At 34.3% G+C, this 16,664-nt stretch carries 15 protein-coding genes; 3 read left to right on the top strand and 12 right to left on the bottom strand.

Annotation, left to right across the window (positions count from 1 at the left end; all coding sequences use genetic code 11):
- Window positions 1-36: 36 nt before the first annotated feature.
- From ftsA to mraZ, 12 genes are all read right to left on the bottom strand, one after another.
- Window positions 37-1,458 carry a cell division protein FtsA gene (gene ftsA / locus FLV_RS00735; RefSeq protein ID WP_243230085.1) on the bottom strand — a complete coding sequence of 474 codons (1,422 nt, stop codon included), beginning with the start codon at window positions 1,456-1,458 and terminating at the stop codon, window positions 37-39.
- 6 nt (window positions 1,459-1,464) lie between these two features.
- A complete protein-coding gene (locus FLV_RS00730) occupies window positions 1,465-2,187 on the bottom strand; it encodes a cell division protein FtsQ/DivIB (protein ID WP_243230083.1) in 723 nt (240 codons plus the stop codon).
- Window positions 2,174-3,523, bottom strand: coding sequence for a UDP-N-acetylmuramate--L-alanine ligase (murC, locus tag FLV_RS00725; RefSeq protein WP_243230081.1), 1,350 nt, complete (start codon window positions 3,521-3,523; stop codon window positions 2,174-2,176). Before murC ends, FLV_RS00730 begins: the two co-directional genes overlap by 14 nt.
- A 134-nt stretch (window positions 3,524-3,657) precedes the next feature.
- A complete protein-coding gene (gene murG / locus FLV_RS00720; RefSeq protein ID WP_243230080.1) occupies window positions 3,658-4,746 on the bottom strand; it encodes an undecaprenyldiphospho-muramoylpentapeptide beta-N-acetylglucosaminyltransferase in 1,089 nt (362 codons plus the stop codon).
- Window positions 4,747-4,766: 20 nt separating this feature from the next.
- Window positions 4,767-6,077 (bottom strand): FtsW/RodA/SpoVE family cell cycle protein, encoded by a 1,311-nt coding sequence (locus tag FLV_RS00715; protein ID WP_243230079.1) that lies wholly within the window; start codon window positions 6,075-6,077, stop codon window positions 4,767-4,769.
- Between the two features lie 81 nt (window positions 6,078-6,158).
- Window positions 6,159-7,490: a UDP-N-acetylmuramoyl-L-alanine--D-glutamate ligase gene (murD, locus tag FLV_RS00710; protein WP_243230078.1), complete on the bottom strand. Its 1,332-nt coding sequence runs from the start codon at window positions 7,488-7,490 to the stop codon at window positions 6,159-6,161.
- Window positions 7,491-8,720 (bottom strand): phospho-N-acetylmuramoyl-pentapeptide-transferase, encoded by a 1,230-nt coding sequence (gene mraY, locus FLV_RS00705; RefSeq protein WP_243230077.1) that lies wholly within the window; start codon window positions 8,718-8,720, stop codon window positions 7,491-7,493. It lies immediately after the preceding gene.
- 100 nt (window positions 8,721-8,820) lie between these two features.
- Complete coding sequence (locus FLV_RS00700; protein ID WP_243230076.1) at window positions 8,821-10,284, bottom strand: UDP-N-acetylmuramoyl-L-alanyl-D-glutamate--2,6-diaminopimelate ligase; 1,464 nt, start codon at window positions 10,282-10,284, stop codon at window positions 8,821-8,823.
- On the bottom strand, window positions 10,281-12,290 hold the full coding sequence (locus FLV_RS00695; RefSeq protein WP_243230075.1) for a penicillin-binding protein: 2,010 nt from the start codon (window positions 12,288-12,290) through the stop codon (window positions 10,281-10,283). Before FLV_RS00695 ends, FLV_RS00700 begins: the two co-directional genes overlap by 4 nt.
- Window positions 12,281-12,628, bottom strand: a complete 348-nt coding sequence (locus tag FLV_RS00690) for an FtsL-like putative cell division protein (protein WP_243230074.1) — start codon at window positions 12,626-12,628, stop codon at window positions 12,281-12,283. The genes FLV_RS00695 and FLV_RS00690 overlap by 10 nt, the downstream gene beginning before the upstream one ends.
- 15 nt (window positions 12,629-12,643) lie before the next feature.
- Entirely contained in the window at window positions 12,644-13,552 is a 909-nt protein-coding gene (rsmH, locus tag FLV_RS00685; RefSeq protein WP_243230073.1) for a 16S rRNA (cytosine(1402)-N(4))-methyltransferase RsmH, read from the bottom strand.
- The gene (mraZ, locus tag FLV_RS00680) at window positions 13,527-14,000 is read right to left on the bottom strand and encodes a division/cell wall cluster transcriptional repressor MraZ (protein WP_243230072.1); all 474 of its coding nucleotides are present in this window, start codon (window positions 13,998-14,000) and stop codon (window positions 13,527-13,529) included. The genes rsmH and mraZ overlap by 26 nt, the downstream gene beginning before the upstream one ends.
- Before the next feature lie 378 nt (window positions 14,001-14,378).
- On the opposite strand from mraZ, the gene FLV_RS00675 reads away from it, so the two are divergent.
- The 3 genes from FLV_RS00675 to FLV_RS00665 all read left to right on the top strand — a co-directional run bounded on the left by FLV_RS00675 (window position 14,379) and on the right by FLV_RS00665 (window position 16,641).
- Window positions 14,379-15,143, top strand: a complete 765-nt coding sequence (locus FLV_RS00675; protein ID WP_243230071.1) for an alpha/beta fold hydrolase — start codon at window positions 14,379-14,381, stop codon at window positions 15,141-15,143.
- A 42-nt stretch (window positions 15,144-15,185) separates the two neighbouring features.
- On the top strand, window positions 15,186-15,806 hold the full coding sequence (gene yihA / locus FLV_RS00670) for a ribosome biogenesis GTP-binding protein YihA/YsxC (RefSeq protein ID WP_243230068.1): 621 nt from the start codon (window positions 15,186-15,188) through the stop codon (window positions 15,804-15,806).
- Window positions 15,807-16,005: 199 nt separating this feature from the next.
- Window positions 16,006-16,641, top strand: coding sequence for a hypothetical protein (locus tag FLV_RS00665; protein ID WP_243230066.1), 636 nt, complete (start codon window positions 16,006-16,008; stop codon window positions 16,639-16,641).
- Window positions 16,642-16,664: the final 23 nt, after the last annotated feature.

Here is a 16,664-nt window from a genome sequence, read left to right as displayed (position 1 = left end):
TTGGGGCCAATAGTAATTTCCTTTTCTCTTATTCTTTTATTCTGCGTTGTCTAAAAAATCTTTGATTTTATCGACATATCTGTCAAAAAATGATCTTCTGATTTTAGTCTCTGTAGATTCTTCAACAGTAACATTATTTCTAACTTCTCTTGGCTGCTCAATAGTTTCTACTCTTTCAACGTAGTTTTCTTCAACTTCGTATCGTTGTTGTACCGGCTGTTGTGCAGGATTCGGCACATTTCTGTAAACAACTCTTGGCTGCTCATTTACAATCTCCATTCTTACAGCACTTTGCGTACTGTTTTCAATGCTATTCATTACTAATCCAACTGCTGTTGCAAATAACGGGCTGGAAATTTCTTCACTGGAGTTCCCTGCTAAATGCTCGTTTGGATACCCAATTCTGGTATCCATACCGGTAATATATTCTACTAATTGCTTAATATGTTTTAACTGTGCTCCACCACCTGTAAGAACGATTCCTGCTATTAATTTTTTACGAGGATCTTCATGTCCATAAGCTTTAATTTCAGCAAAAACCTGCTCAATTATTTCCACCACGCGGGCATGAATAATTTTAGACAGATTTTTAAGAGAAATCTCTTTTGGCTCTCTTCCTCTTAAGCCCGGAATAGAAACAATTTCGTTGTCTTTATTTTCTCCCGGCCAGGCAGATCCGAATTTTATTTTTAAAAGCTCTGCTTGTTTTTCGATAATCGAACAGCCTTCTTTAATATCCTCTGTAATTACATTTCCTCCAAAAGGAATTACAGCTGTATGACGAATAATTCCATCTTTAAAAATGGCCAAATCTGTTGTTCCTCCACCGATATCTATAAGTGCAACCCCAGCTTCTTTTTCTTCCTGACTTAAAACTGCATCTGCTGAAGCTAATGGCTCTAATGTCAATCCTGACAATTCAATTCCTGAACTCTGAATACATCTTCCAACATTTCTAATTGAAGAAGCTTGTCCAACAACTACATGAAAGCTGGATTCCAATCTTCCTCCGTACATTCCGATCGGTTCTTTTATTTCAGATTGTCCATCGATTTTAAATTCCTGAGGTAAAACATGAATAATTTCTTCACCCGGCAACATCGCCAGTTTATTCACCTGATCGATCAAAAGCTGAATATCTTTTTCGCCAATTACTTCTTCCGGATTATTACGGCTTATGTAATCTGTATGCTGAATACTTCTGATATGCTGTCCTGCGATCCCAACAACCACATCTTTAATTTTGTAACCTGAATTCGTTTCGGCTTCAAGAATAGCTTGCTGGATCGATTGAATAGTTTGCGTAATGTTGTTTACAACACCTCTCGCAACACCCAAACTTTTGGATTTACCAATACCCAAAATTTCCAATTTACCATACTCGTTCTTTTTGCCTATCATGGCAACTATTTTGGTTGTTCCAATATCTAGACCTACTGCAATGTTATCTTTTTCCATTTTCTATTATTTTGTGCAAACTACTTGTTCCGTAAACCTCAGATCAATTTTTTTATATTTGTATAACGAACTATCTAAAACAGCCTTTTGAAAAAAGGCCTTATAATTCCTGAATTTTTCATCCACTTTCATTGTTCTTCCAAAATCAATGAAGTAATTATAATTTCTATTAAACATTTTTAAGCTACCATTAGGCATAATTTCTATTGCAATGATGTTTTTTTTCAAAAACGCATCGTCATAAATTGTGCGAAATAAAGTAGCTAAATCTTCGTTATTTTTTTTATTTATTATCCCCGAAACAAGAGGAACCCGCGCCGTAAAATTGTCTGACAAAGGCATTTTATTCCCTTCATAGTCAATATAAAAAGAGCTCCCACCATCATAAACTCTTACTATTGGCGTCCTCTGTTTTACCCGCGCTTTTAGAACTCCATCGATACTTACAAAAACATCTGATTTTTCAATCATCTCTTGCGTATCAAGGCTTTTTTCTATTTTATTCAAATCTAACTCATCTTTTCGGATACTGGAAGCGTCTCTTTTATTTTCTATCAACAATTTATTAACCGTTTCAGTCTTCACAAAAAGCGTATTCTCTCCTACAAAAACAACCATAGATTTTTTCAATTTCCTATCTCCGTTTCGATGTTGCGCAAACGAATACAAAAAGAGAACGAGCCCTAAAATGAGAATCAATCGAATATTTGTCCAATTAAATATTTTCATTTAAAATCTTTTTAATTGATGGCACCATTTCTCCAATATCACCAGCTCCTATTGTTACAATTATTGGCGCATCATTAGCTTTAATTTCCGACAATAAATCTTCTTTTGCAACTATCTTTTTATTGGGATTAGTCATTTTACCCAAAAGCCATTCAGAGGTTACTCCTTCCATAGGGAGTTCTCTTGCAGGATAAATATCCATTAGAAAAACTTCATCAAACTGTGATAAACTTTCTGCAAATCCATCCACAAAATCTTTTGTTCTGCTGAATAAATGCGGCTGAAAAATTGCCAGTACTTTTTGATTCGGATATAATTCCCTTACAGCCTGGTGCACCGCATTAATTTCTGTTGGATGATGTGCATAATCATCAATATAAACTAAATTTTCAGACTTAATCTGATACGAAAAACGTCTTCTGATTCCGTTAAAAGACGCAAGTGCTTTTGCAATAGAATCCGTTGATGTTCCAAAAGTTTTTGACATTGCAATAGCCATTAATGCATTCATTAAATTATGCTTGCCCGGCAATCCAAAACGCAAATCCTTCATGATTTCTGATGGCGTCTGAACATCAAAAACATAACTTCCATTTTCTATTCTAACATTAAACACCTTATAAACAGCATCTTCATTGATAGCACATTGCACTCCGTCAAGAGGCAATTCTTTAGTTATAAAGAGATTATTTTTATCTTCAACCTTAGAAGCAAATTCTACAAACGAAGCCTCGATAGCATCGCTCGTTCCATATATATCCAAATGATCCGCATCCATTGATGTGATACAAGCAATATTTGGATGCAAATGCAAAAATGAACGATCAAATTCATCTGCTTCAACAACTGTGACTGTTTTTCCGTTTCCAATTAAATTAGAATTATAATTCTCTACTATTCCACCCACAAACGCCGTAACATCGGCACCGCTTTCATACAATATATGTCCTAAAATACTTGAAGTTGTCGTTTTTCCGTGTGTTCCTGCAACGGCAAAACTAAAAGTGTCTTTGGTAATGATTCCCAAAACTTCGGCACGTTTTTTAACTTCGTATTGTCTCTCTATAAAATAATTCCATTCCGAATGTGATTTTGGAACAGCCGGTGTGAAAATTACTAATGTATTTTCTACATAATAATCTTTCGGAATCAAACCGATGTTGTCTTCAAAATGAATATCAATTCCGCTTTCAATTAATTCACTTGTCAGCATAGAAGGCGTTTTATCATATCCTGAAACCTGTTTCCCGATATATTTAAAATAACGGGCCAGAGCACTCATTCCGATGCCTCCAATACCAATAAAATAAACGTTTTGTATCTGATTTAAATTCATTTTTATTTCCTTTAAGCATTAAGCTTTAGGCTTTATGCCTTCAACTTTTATCTTTATTACTTAATTCTCTTATATTCCTTTGCCTATATTATTCTTTAGATAGCGCATCAACCTTAAAGCTTATTGTCTATAGCCTACTGAATTAACTTGACAATCTGCGCTACAATATCTTGTGTTGCTTTTGGTCTGGCTAATTTTTTAATATTATCACGTAGTTGCTTTTGTTTCTCTTCATCTTTCAGGAGTGATTCAAAAACAATGCTAAACTCACTATCTAATTGTGATTCTCTTAATAAAATTGCGCCTTTCTGCTCTACAATTGCCTGTGCATTTTTAGTCTGATGATCTTCGGCTACATTTGGTGACGGAATAAAAATCACAGGTTTCCCCACAATACATAATTCTGAAACTGATGAAGCACCTGCCCTTGAAATGATTACATCAGCAGCTGCGTAAACAAAATCCATTCTTTCAATGAAATCAACCACTTTTATATTTGGCTGATTGTATTTTTTATAATCATCAAAATATAATTTTCCACACTGCCAGATAACCTGCACATCCTGTGAAAGAAAATTATCTAATTCTTTTTCTATTAACTGGTTAACTCTTCTAGCACCTAGACTTCCTCCCAGAACCAATAAAGTTTTTTTACTTGGATCCAAGCCATAAAAAGCAATGGCTTCATTACGTTTTGTATCAATATCAATTAAATCCTGACGAACCGGATTTCCAGTTAAAACGATTTTCTCTTTAGGAAAAAATCTGTCCAAATTTTCATAAGCAACACAAATAGCGTTTGCTTTTTTACTTAATAATTTATTAGTAATACCAGGAAACGAATTTTGTTCCTGAATAACTGTTGGAATTCCTGCTGATCCTGCTGCCTGCAATAAAGGCCCACTGGCAAAACCTCCGGTTCCAATAACCACATTTGGTTTGAACTGCTTAATAATTTTTCTGGATTTCCATAAACTACTAATCAATTTAAAAGGAAACATCAAATTTTGCAAAGTCAATTTTCGTTGCAAACCAGCAATCCAAAGTCCTTTTATTTCGTAACCTGCCTGAGGTACTTTTTGCATTTCCATTTTATCTTGGGCACCAACAAAAAGAAATTCAGCATCAGGAAATTGTAATTTTAATTCGTTTGCAATCGCAATTGCAGGATAGATATGCCCTCCTGTTCCTCCTCCGCTTAATATGAATTTATAATTCGCCATACTTTTAATAGCTATTTATCTTATTTGTTTAACACTGCATTCATCGGATTTCTTGAATTATCTTCAATAGAATACATTTCCTCTTCTTTATATACTGCATCAGCAGACAAATCTTCTTCGGCAAGTTCTTTGTCAATTAATCTTTGAAGCGCTTCTTTTCGTCTTTCCTTTTCTTGCTGCTCTTCTGCAATTTCTTCCTCTTTTTTGGTTACACTAATGATAATTCCCAAAGAAAAGCAAGTCATCCAGATTGAACTTCCTCCCGAACTTATCAGCGGAAGCGTTTGCCCAGTTACCGGCAATAATTCTACTGCAACCGCCATATTAATCATTGCCTGAAATATCATTGGAAATCCGAGACCGACGACAACTAATTTTCCAAATAATGTATTGGCTTTATGCGATGCAATCACAAATCGGAACAACAACAATAAATACAAAAGCAAAATTGATACTCCTCCTACTAAACCATATTCTTCAACCACAATGGCATAAATAAAATCGGAAGAAGATTGTGGTAAAAAGTTTTTCTGAACGCTTTTTCCCGGTCCTAATCCGCCTAATCTTCCTGATGCAATTGCAATTTTTGCTTTTTCTATTTGATAATCATCTTCATCAGGTTTGTCTGTGGTAAAATTTTCGATACGACTTCCCCACGTTCCAACCCTGCTAAAAAATCTTGAATCTGGAAATGCTTTTGCAACCAACAAAAAGAACATCAACATTGCAATACCCGAACCAATAATAAAACCTATATATTTTAATGGGTATTTACCAATAAATGTCAGCATAATTACCATAGAAAAAATTAACGCTGTAGTCGAAAAATTCGCTGGCAAAATAAGTGCCAATGTGATAAAAACCGGCAACCAAAGCTGTATCAGCGAAACCTGAAAAGGCTCATTTTCTTCTTTCTTTTTTGACAAATAACGTGCTACGAAAATAAACAGAACAATAGATGCCAAAGTCGAAGTCTGAAAAGTGATTCCGATAAAAGGCACCTGAATCCAACGACTTGCATTTGCTCCGGCAATTACGGTTCCTTTCAACAATGTATAAAGCAGCAAAAACCAAACAATTGGCAAAGCAATTTTTGAAATCGCCCTGAAATAATGATATGGCACTTTATGCACCCAATAAATAATCAAAAATCCTATACAAATGTGAGCTAAATGTTTTACCAAATACCCCAATGTATTCCCAGTTCCATGACCTATGTACGCCAAATTACTACTCGCACTAAAAACAGGCATAAACGAAAACAGTGCTAATAAAGCCACGAATGACCATATTACCCTATCTCCTTTTAGTTTGTTTACGAGCTCTTTCATTGTTGATTTGTTTCAGGTTTCTTTTGTTTCAGGTTTCAGGTTTCAGGTTTTAAACTTGAAACCTGAAATTTTAAACTATTTCTATAAGTTATGAACCGCTTGCTTAAACTGTTTTCCTCTGTCTTCGTAGTTTTCGAATAAATCGAAACTTGCACAGGCAGGAGACAATAAAACAGCATCGCCTTTTTCTGTTAAACGTTGTGCCGTTTTTACAGCATCATTCATATTATTTACTTCCACCATGATGTCAACTACATTTCCAAAGGCTTCAATAATTTTACGATTATCAATACCTAAGCAGATGATAGCTTTTACTTTTTCGCGAACCAATGACATCAATTCATTATAATCGTTCCCTTTATCTACACCTCCCACAATCCAAACTGTTGGAACATTCATGCTGTCTAAAGCAAAGAAAGTAGCATTTACATTTGTCGCTTTAGAATCGTTGATGTATTGTACATTCTGAATCTTAAGTACTTTTTCTAAACGGTGTTCAACACCTTGAAAATTTGATAAACTTTCGCGAATTGTTGCATTTCTAATTTGCATCAATTTTGCTACAGAGCTTGCTGCCATTGCGTTTTTCATGTTATGTTTTCCTTCTAACGCAATGTATTCTGTTTCCATTGTAAACTCTTCCTGGTTGATCTTTATTTCCATTTTGTTGTTATTTATAGAAGCCCCTTCACTGAATGATTTAGTCAATGAAAAAGGAATTAATTTTGCTTTTGTTTTATTATTTTTTAACCATTCTGTGCTTGCCTCATCATCTGAATCATAAATGAGATAATCACTTTCAGTCTGATTCATTGTTATTCGAAATTTTGAATCAATGTAATTTTCATATTTATATTCGTATCGATCTAAATGATCGGGACTGATATTTGTTATTATGGCAATATCAGGCCTGTAATCTATGATTCCGTCCAGCTGAAAACTACTTAATTCAAGAACGTATGCATCGTATTTATTTTCAGCAACCTGCCATGCAAAACTTTTTCCGATATTGCCACCTAAACCTACATTTAAACCTGCCGACTTTAACAAATGATACGTCAGCATTGTCGTTGTGGTCTTACCATTGCTTCCTGTAATTCCGATTGTTAGTGCCTCTGTAAAAGGTTTGGCAAACTCAATTTCCGAAATCACTTTAACTCCTGCTGCAATTAGTTTTTTTACGATTGGAGATTTCTCAGGAATTCCCGGACTTTTCATGACAACATCGGCATTTAAAATCAGCTCTTCGGTATGCTGTTCCTCTTCCCAGGGAATTCCATTAATGATAAGAACTTCTTTGTAACTCTCTTTTATTTTTCCAAAGTCAGATACAAAAACTTCGTATCCTTTTTTCTTCCCGAGAATAGCGGTCCCTACACCACTTTCTCCCCCTCCTAAAACTACCAGCCTCATCTATCTTAGTTTTAAAGTAACGATTGATAATATGGCCAGCATAATGGCAACAATCCAGAATCGGGTTACAATTTTACTCTCGTGATACCCCTTTTTCTGATAATGATGATGCAATGGCGCCATCAGGAAAATTCTACGGCCATCGCCAAAACGTTTCTTCGTATATTTAAAGTAAGCAACCTGAATTATAACTGAAGCGCTTTCGGCCAGAAAAATTCCGCAAAACAAAACAATCAATATTTCTTTACGAACAGCAATGGCTAAAACTGCTATAATTCCACCAATGGTTAAACTTCCTGTATCGCCCATAAATACGGAAGCTGGATACGAATTATACCAAAGAAACCCAATCAAGGCACCTACAAAAGCCGATATAAAAACTGTCATCTCTCCGGAATTGGGGATGTACATAATATTGAGATAATTCGAAAAAATAATATTCCCGGAAACAAATGTAAATATTCCGAGTGCGAGCACAGATATTGCAGAGGTTCCCGCTGCGAGTCCGTCTATTCCATCAGTTAAATTAGCTCCGTTTGAAACTGCGGTGATGATGAAAATTACAACCGGAATAAAAATCAGCCAGGCCCATTTCTCATAACCTTCACCTGTCCAGGCTAAAACTTCAGCATAATCAAACTCATTGTTTTTCACAAACGGTATTGTAGTCGCAGTTGATTTTTCTTCAACAGGAGTTTGAAGAACAACTGTTGTATTAGTATTTTTGAAGCTTCCACTATAGCCCGTATCAGTTCTTACTGTAACTGCAGGATTAAAATAAAGAACAGTCCCTACAATAATTCCCAGACCTACCTGGCCAATAACCTTGAATCTTCCTTTAAGACCTTCTTTATCTTTTTTGAATATTTTAATATAATCATCTACAAAACCAATTGTACCCATCCATAGTGTTGTTACAATAAGCAAAACAATATAAATATTATGCAGCCGTGCAAACAACAGAACCGGAATTAAGGTTGCAAAAATGATAATAAGTCCTCCCATGGTTGGAGTTCCTGCTTTTTCATTTTGACCTGCAAGCCCCAACTCACGTACTGTTTCTCCAACCTGTTGACGACGCAAAAAATTAATCACCCTTTTACCATAAATCGTTGATAAAAGCAATGAAAGCAATAAAGCCAAACCTGATCTGAAGGTGATGTACTGAAAAACACCTGTTCCAGGAACATCTAATGTTTTGTCTAAATATTCAAATAAATAGTATAACATATCGTTATTTTTTTAAATTCTAATTTCGAATTAAATTCCAATCTTTAAACTCCAAATTCTAACGTTAAATTGAATTTTGGGATTTGGAATTTTCACATTGTTATTTTCTTAGTTGTTCCAAAAGTTCTTTTACCGTTTCCATATCGTCAAAATGGTGACGAACACCATTTACTTCCTGATACGTTTCATGTCCTTTACCTGCAATTAGAATAATATCATTTGGCTGAGCCAATTGACAAGCAGTTTTTATAGCCTGTTTTCTGTCTGTAATTCTCAGGATTTTTTTGTAATTATGAGCTTCGACTCCTTCTTCCATTTCATTTAAGATCACTTCAGGATCTTCATTTCTCGGATTGTCTGAAGTTAAAACAGCCTTATCACTTAAATTCGCAGCGATTTGTGCCATAATTGGTCTTTTAGCCTTATCCCTGTTTCCACCGCAGCCAACCACTGTAATCAATTGTTCATTTTTGGTACGAATGTCGCCAATTGTTTTTAAAACATTTTCCAAAGCGTCCGGCGTATGAGCATAATCAACAATTGCTGTCACATTACCTTCTGAAACAATATATTGAAAACGACCAGAAACACTCTCTAAATCAGACAACAAACGCAACGCTTCAAGACTATCCATACCCAATTCAATTGCGGTTCCATAAATAGCTAATATATTGTAGGCATTAAAAGTACCGATCAGCTTTACCCAAACTTCATTATCATTTACTTTTAATAATAATCCTGACAATTGGCTTTCTAAAATCTGTGCTTTAAAATCGGCATACGTTTTTAAAGCGTATGTAAATTTTCTTGCCACCGTGTTCTGCAACATTACAGTTCCGTTTTTATCATCAATGTTTGATAAAGCGAAAGCTGTTTTAGGCAATGAATCGAAGAAGGATTTTTTTACATCCCTGTATTCTGCAAAAGTTGGATGATAATCTAAATGATCGTGCGAAAGATTCGTAAAAACCCCTCCTACAAAACGCAAAGCCTCTGTTCTTTTTTGATGAATTCCGTGTGAACTCACTTCCATAAAACAATGCGTTACGCCAGCCTCAATCATTTCATTTAAATAATGATTAATTGTAATGGAGTCCGGAGTTGTATGTGTTGCTTTATATTCCGTTTCATCAACCATGATTTTTACCGTTGATAATAAACCAACCTTAAAACCAGCCTTTTGAAACAGTTGAAATAATAAAGAAGCAATTGTCGTTTTACCGTTTGTACCGGTTACTCCAACCAATTTTAATTTTTCAGAAGGATTTCCAAAATAATTAGCCGCCATAAAAGCCAAAGCCGTATTGGTATCTTTTACTTTTATGTACGTAATTCCATTTTTAATAGTTGAAGGCAATGTATCACAAATCACTACTGTCGCACCTAACTGAATCGCTTTTTCGATATAATCATGACCATCAGAAAGAGTCCCTCGAATCGCTATAAAAATATCATTTTCTTCAATTTTTCTTGAATCAAAATCAATTTTATGAATAGCAATATCTGTTGAACCTGTTACAGATTCAATAGCTACTTTATATAATATGTCTTTTAGTATTTTCACGATAATTCTAATACTATTGTTGTGTTTTTATTAATATTTTGTCCTGGCTGGATCGATTGTTTTTTCACCTTTCCTACACCAATTACTTTTACTTTTAAATCAAGATTCTCCAATAACGCTACAGCATCCATTCCCGGCATTCCTTTTAAATTCGGAATCAGTTTTGGCTTTTTATTTGATTCAATATCAAACTTATCATAACTGTATTCCTGTTTTGGAATTTTGGAATCCAATCGTTTAATTTTATTTGTAGATGGCGCATCGGTAAATATCTTTTGGGCTATCCTTTTAAAAACTGGCCCTGCCACATCTGCTCCGTAATAATTATTTTTAGATGTATTTGGTTTATGAACCACTACTATACAAGAATACTTCGGATGATCTGCCGGAAAATATCCCACAAAAGAAGACGCATAATACAATGCTGACTTCCCTTCTTTTCCTCCATAATTCATCTGAGCCGTTCCTGTTTTTCCAGCCATTGAAAAATCTTTCGAATACAATTTAGAAGCCGTTCCTTTTTTAACCACATTCAACAAAACAGCTTTTAGTTTTTTAATCGTTTCCGGCGAACAAACCTTTGGATTAATCACTTCTGTATCAAATTTCTTAATTGATTTGTTCCATTCTTTAATTTCAGATACAAACTGTGGTCTTACCATTACGCCATTATTTGCTACCGAATTATAAAATGCTAATGTTTGCATTGGTGTAACTGAAACTTCATATCCAAAAGCCATCCACGGAAGTGAAATACCTGACCAGCTTTTATCTCCAGGATGCGGAATAATTGGCCTTCCTTCTCCTTTAAAATGCAACCCTAAGGTTTTGTCTAAACCAAAATTTCTGATATGATTTACAAACTTTGATGGATTGCTTTTATAATTCTCATAAACTGCCTGAACCATCACTGTATTTGATGAAAGTTCAAATCCACGAGCTAACGAAATCTTCCCATAGCCACCCGTATGCGAATCACGCACGGATCTTCCATAATATTTAACAACGCCACCATGACTATCATACACCGTGCTTGTATCAGCTACTTTATCTTCTAAAATTGCCATTAAATCGACTAATTTAAAAGTAGAACCCGGTTCATGAGACTCAGCTACGGCATAGTTTGTAGTTTCAATATACGATCCGTCTTCTTGTCTTCCTAAATTAGAAATTGCTTTTACATAACCGGTCTCTGTTTCCATTACTACTACACAACCGTGATCGGCTTCGTAATCTTCTAATTGTTTCAAAAGAGCATGATGCGCAATATCCTGAATAAAAACATCAATTGTAGAAATTACATCATAACCATCTACAGGATCAACTTCGTTTAAGTCACGAATAGGCTTCCATTGTCCTTTTGCGATTTTTTGTTTTAAAATTTTCCCGTCTTTTCCGTTCAGATAACTTTTAAAAGCCCATTCAATTCCCTTTCCAACTTCAACTCCGGTTGCAGGATCAATTCGGTCGTAACCAATTGTTCTTTCTGCAATTTTACCTATCGGATGTTTTCTCACTGTTTCCTGTTCAACAATGATTCCACCTTTAAAAGCTCCTAAACTAAACAGCGGAAACCCTTTAATCCTCACGTATTCAGTATAACTTAAATTACGCGCAATCAAATAATAACGGTTTTTATTTTCTCTGGCTTTTCTTAATTCATTCTGATAATAACCACTTGGTCTTCCAAGGATAACAGACAAAGAATCTGAAAGAGGCTTTATATATTTCTCGAAATTTTCTTCTTTTGGTGCTTTTGAATCGAATCGGATTTCATAATTAGGTATTGACGTTGCCAGTAAACTTCCATCTGCAGAATATATATTTCCTTTATTAGCAGGAATTACAAAATTTCGAACCGTACGCTGTTTCGCCAGTTTTCTGTAATAATCCCCTTCAACCCATTGAATATTGGTTAATTTAACAACAATAGCAATTGCCATCAAAAAGATGAAAACTGCTACGAGGTAAATTCTGTAGGATATATGTTTATCGTCTACTGCCATATTCTTTGAAAGAAACTTTTTTCTTCTTCTTTTTTAACTTCTATTTTTATCGGTGGAACTGTTGATGGAAAAATTTGCTTCTCCAGCATTTTATTCGATATCGTTGATTCCATTTTCAACTTCATCAATTCTGAACGTCGGTCTACAAATTCAGATCGCAATTCTTTTACTTCGTTATTGAGCTTTGCAATTTCAAAAACTTTTTGTTCGTATCGCTGTGTATTTGCAATCATTATTATAGCAAGTAAAATGATAAAAACAATAAACCGCCAGTTTTTTACTGCGTCATCATTAATCAGAAATCTTGCCTTTAATATACCAAATACACCACTTTTCATTTTCTACCTATTATATTATATCTTTTCGGCAATTCTTAGCTTTGCACTTCTTGCCCTGTTATTGATTTTGATTTCAGCATCATCGGGAACAATCAGTTTTCCTATTGTTTTAAACGGCACTGAAAAATTTCCAAAAAAGTCTCTTTCCGGCTCTCCTTCAAACATTCCGTTTTTGATAAATCTTTTTACCAGTCTGTCTTCTAATGAATGGTATGAAATCACTGAGAATCTTCCGCCTGGATTCAAAATTTCTAATGATTGTTCAATAAATTCTTTTAAAACATCCATTTCCTGATTTACCTCAATTCGAATCGCCTGATAAATTTGGGCTAATATTTTATTTCGAACCCTTTCCGGTAAATATTTTGCCAAAACTTCTTTCAATTCATCTGTAGTTTTGATTGGCTGATACTCTCTTGCTTCTATAATTGTTCTTGACAAAGCCGGTGCATTTTTCAATTCGCCATAATCCAGAAACACTCTTCTCAAATTTGCATCATCATACTCATTAACAACCTTATATGCGTTTAAATCATTTTTCTGACTCATTCTCATATCCAGATCCGCATCAAAACGTGTCGAAAACCCTCTTTCCGGAACATCAAACTGATGTGACGAAACCCCTAAATCTGCCAAAATTCCATCAACCGCTTTTACTCCGTGAAAACGTAAAAATCTTTTTATGAATCTGAAGTTCTCATTAATCAAAGTAAAACGCTCATCAGGTAATGCATTTGCCAGGGCGTCTTCGTCCTGATCAAAAGCAAATAATTTTCCGTTTGGCCCCAATCGTCTCAAAATTTCTTTTGAATGACCTCCACCTCCAAATGTTACATCTACATATATTCCGTCTGGCTTAATATTTAAACCATCAACCGTAGGATGCAGCAAAACCGGATTATGATATTCCATTGTCGTCGTCATTAATATTTCCCATTACTTCTTCGGCTAAATCTGCAAAATCCATATCTTCGCCGCTTATTGATTTTTCATATAAATCCTTATCCCAAATTTCCACAATATTAACCGCAGATGAAAAAACCACATCTTTTGAAATACTTGAAAAAGAAACCAAATCCTTTGGAACCAACAACCTTCCTAATGCATCAATCTCTACCATTTTAACTCCGGCAGTAAATCTTCGAATAAAATCATTGTTTTTTTTTACGAAGCGATTCAGCTTGTTGATTTTCTGCATCATCAAATTCCACTCTTCCATTGGATACAATTCCAAACACGGTTGAAAAACAGAACGCTTCAAAACAAATCCGCTTTGAAGAGATGAAGTCAATTGCTTTTTTAAAGGTGCAGGTATCATTAACCTTCCTTTAGCATCGACTTTACACTCGTATGTTCCTACAATTGTGTTCAAGAAAAATTCATTATCAAGTTATAGAGCAAAAATATAAAAAATATTACCACATTTTACCACAATCTACCACTTTGTTAATAAGTTTAACCACTTTACCCCCACAACTCTTAATCCATACACTATCAATAGTTTAACTAATTATTATCGAATCTTCAATATCATTAATTAATCAAAAAAATTAAAGCCTGTTTTTCTTAAAAAAATAACTATTATACTGCTTTCTTAACATTTACAACACATACTCAAATCATCCATAAAACCTGATTTTTAAACACTTATATATTCTACTAAAATTATGTAGTTAAAAAACGGTATCAAAAATTCATTTTTATTTATTAAACCCTATATTTGTCCAAATTGAAATTGGCATTAGATTAAATGGACAAACACTACAAAAAAGAAGGCAAATACAGTTATTTTGAAGCTGGAGAAGGAACCCCTATCGTAATTTTACACGGATTAATGGGCGGTCTTAGTAACTTTGATGGTGTCGCACAATATTTCCCATCTAAAGGATACAAAGTTGTAATTCCCGATTTGCCAATATATACCCAAAGCATTTTAAAAACGAACGTAAAAAGCTTTGCAAAATACGTTAAAGACTTTATCGCTTTTAAAGGTTTCGACAAGGTTATTTTGTTAGGAAATTCATTAGGAGGCCATATTGCCCTTTATCATACAAAATTATATCCGGAAAAAGTTTCAGGACTCGTAATAACAGGAAGTTCAGGGCTTTACGAAAGCGCAATGGGAGACAGCTATCCAAGAAGAGGCGATTATGAATACATCAGAAGGAAAGCCGAAGAAGTATTTTACGATCCTAAAATCGCAACGCCGGATCTTATTGACGAAGTTTACGCAACTGCCAATGACCGCATTAAATTAATAAAAACATTAACCATTGCCAAAAGCGCCATTCGTCACAACATGGCAAAAGATTTGCCAAAAATGACGGTTGACACCTGTATCATCTGGGGTAAAAACGACACTGTTACACCTCCAAATGTTGCAGAAGAATTTGATAAATTATTACCCAATTCAACATTATATTGGATTGATAAATGTGGACACGCCGCTATGATGGAACATCCTCAGGAATTCAACGGAATTCTTGAAGAATGGCTTACCAAAAAGAATTTATAGCATCTAAACTTTTTTATCTTTAAGGGTTTTAAAATACAAAACATGAAAATCACCACAGCCGAATTCATTGTCAGCAATTCTGAAGTTGCAAAATGCCCTCAGGAATTCTTGCCTGAGTATGCATTTATAGGAAGATCAAACGTAGGCAAGTCGTCTTTGATTAACATGCTTACCAACCATAAAAATTTAGCAAAAACTTCAGGACGACCTGGAAAAACACAATTAATAAATCATTTTAAGATTAACAACAATTGGTTTTTGGTCGATTTACCAGGTTACGGATATGCTAAAGTATCTAAAAAAACGAAGTCTGTTTTTCAACAATTCATAACAGATTATTTTGAAACCAGAGAACAATTAGTCTGTGCTTTTGTTTTGATTGATATTCGGCATGAAGCTCAAAATATTGACATTGAATTTATGTCTTATATGGGCGAAAGCGAGATTCCGTTTTGCATTATTTTTACTAAGGCCGACAAAATCAGCAAAGTAAAAATTGATTCGCATATTGCGGCATACAAAAAACAAATGTTTGCAAACAACTGGGCCGAAATGCCTCAATATTTTGTAACATCCTCTACAGAAAGTACCGGGAAAGAAGAACTTTTATCCTATATAGACGAAGTGAATCAGGAGGTTTTTAAAAACAATTCACAGTTTTAAATTTCAACTTTAGAAATTCCAAATTCCACTGAAAAAAAAACTTTCAATATAAAAATCCCAAATTCCATTTTAAATATAGAGTTTGGGATTTTTTACTATTAATCATTCTTTGAATCCTGAATTATTATTTTAATGAACAACCTTAAAGCATTATCTTTTTTTTTAAATTATATTTGACCTAAATTAATTTCATTCTTTTATGAAGAAAACTCTTTACTATTTACTTTTATTATTTTTATCCTCCTGCAATGTCACGCACTACTTTTTACATAGTACAGATAAAGTGAATAGTCTGGATTTTTCTAAAGGTACCTGGCTTATCGGCGATATTGAAGTTGATCAAAATACAAAAACAAAACTAACTCGTTTTGTCATAGCTGATTTTTCAAAATACTTAGGAAGAAGAGTAAAGTATTCGATGGACGAACGATCATATTTAGCCACGAAACAAGTCCCTTTGAAATTAGACAAAGCAGCCATTTTGGATCTCAAAAAAGCAGCAGATTCTGATTATTACGTAAATATAAAATGTAAAAACGCAAAAAACGACTTTAGTAGTTTTGAATTTCAAAATCATTTTTATTACAAAAAACAGATGACATACGCAGAAATTATTTTAGAAGTGTACGATTTGAATCGCGGTGAAATAATTTACTCTCAAGCAGCCGGAGGATGTCTGGAAGAAGACCTTAGTATTACCAACCAACCCACATCGGTAGTAATAATGGGATGCTACAGGAAAATCATAAATGACATCAAAAAAAATTCAATCAAACCTGTAAAACGCTTACCTACCTATGAGGAGAAAAAAAATTTCAAATCCAGATTGTTGTAAATCATAGAATTTGAAATTTTTTA

This window comes from Flavobacterium pectinovorum (assembly GCF_022802975.1).
GTDB classification, from domain to species: Bacteria; Bacteroidota; Bacteroidia; order Flavobacteriales; family Flavobacteriaceae; genus Flavobacterium; species Flavobacterium pectinovorum_B.
The sequence above is the reverse complement of the archived record's forward strand: the minus strand, read 5'-3'. Positions and strand labels throughout refer to the sequence as shown.

Bases quoted from the DNA above. Each gene is read 5' to 3' on its own strand.
- ftsA (WP_243230085.1), bottom strand. From the start codon at position 1,458: ATGGAAAAAGATAACATTGCAGTAGGTCTAGATATTGGAACAACCAAA.
- FLV_RS00730 (WP_243230083.1), bottom strand. From the start codon at position 2,187: ATGAAAATATTTAATTGGACAAATATTCGATTGATTCTCATTTTAGGG.
- murC (WP_243230081.1), bottom strand. From the start codon at position 3,523: ATGAATTTAAATCAGATACAAAACGTTTATTTTATTGGTATTGGAGGC.
- murG (WP_243230080.1), bottom strand. From the start codon at position 4,746: ATGGCGAATTATAAATTCATATTAAGCGGAGGAGGAACAGGAGGGCAT.
- FLV_RS00715 (WP_243230079.1), bottom strand. From the start codon at position 6,077: ATGAAAGAGCTCGTAAACAAACTAAAAGGAGATAGGGTAATATGGTCA.
- murD (WP_243230078.1), bottom strand. From the start codon at position 7,490: ATGAGGCTGGTAGTTTTAGGAGGGGGAGAAAGTGGTGTAGGGACCGCT.
- mraY (WP_243230077.1), bottom strand. From the start codon at position 8,720: ATGTTATACTATTTATTTGAATATTTAGACAAAACATTAGATGTTCCT.
- FLV_RS00695 (WP_243230075.1), bottom strand. From the start codon at position 12,290: ATGGCAGTAGACGATAAACATATATCCTACAGAATTTACCTCGTAGCA.
- FLV_RS00690 (WP_243230074.1), bottom strand. From the start codon at position 12,628: ATGAAAAGTGGTGTATTTGGTATATTAAAGGCAAGATTTCTGATTAAT.
- rsmH (WP_243230073.1), bottom strand. From the start codon at position 13,552: ATGACGACGACAATGGAATATCATAATCCGGTTTTGCTGCATCCTACG.
- FLV_RS00675 (WP_243230071.1), top strand. From the start codon at position 14,379: ATGGACAAACACTACAAAAAAGAAGGCAAATACAGTTATTTTGAAGCT.
- yihA (WP_243230068.1), top strand. From the start codon at position 15,186: ATGAAAATCACCACAGCCGAATTCATTGTCAGCAATTCTGAAGTTGCA.
- FLV_RS00665 (WP_243230066.1), top strand. From the start codon at position 16,006: ATGAAGAAAACTCTTTACTATTTACTTTTATTATTTTTATCCTCCTGC.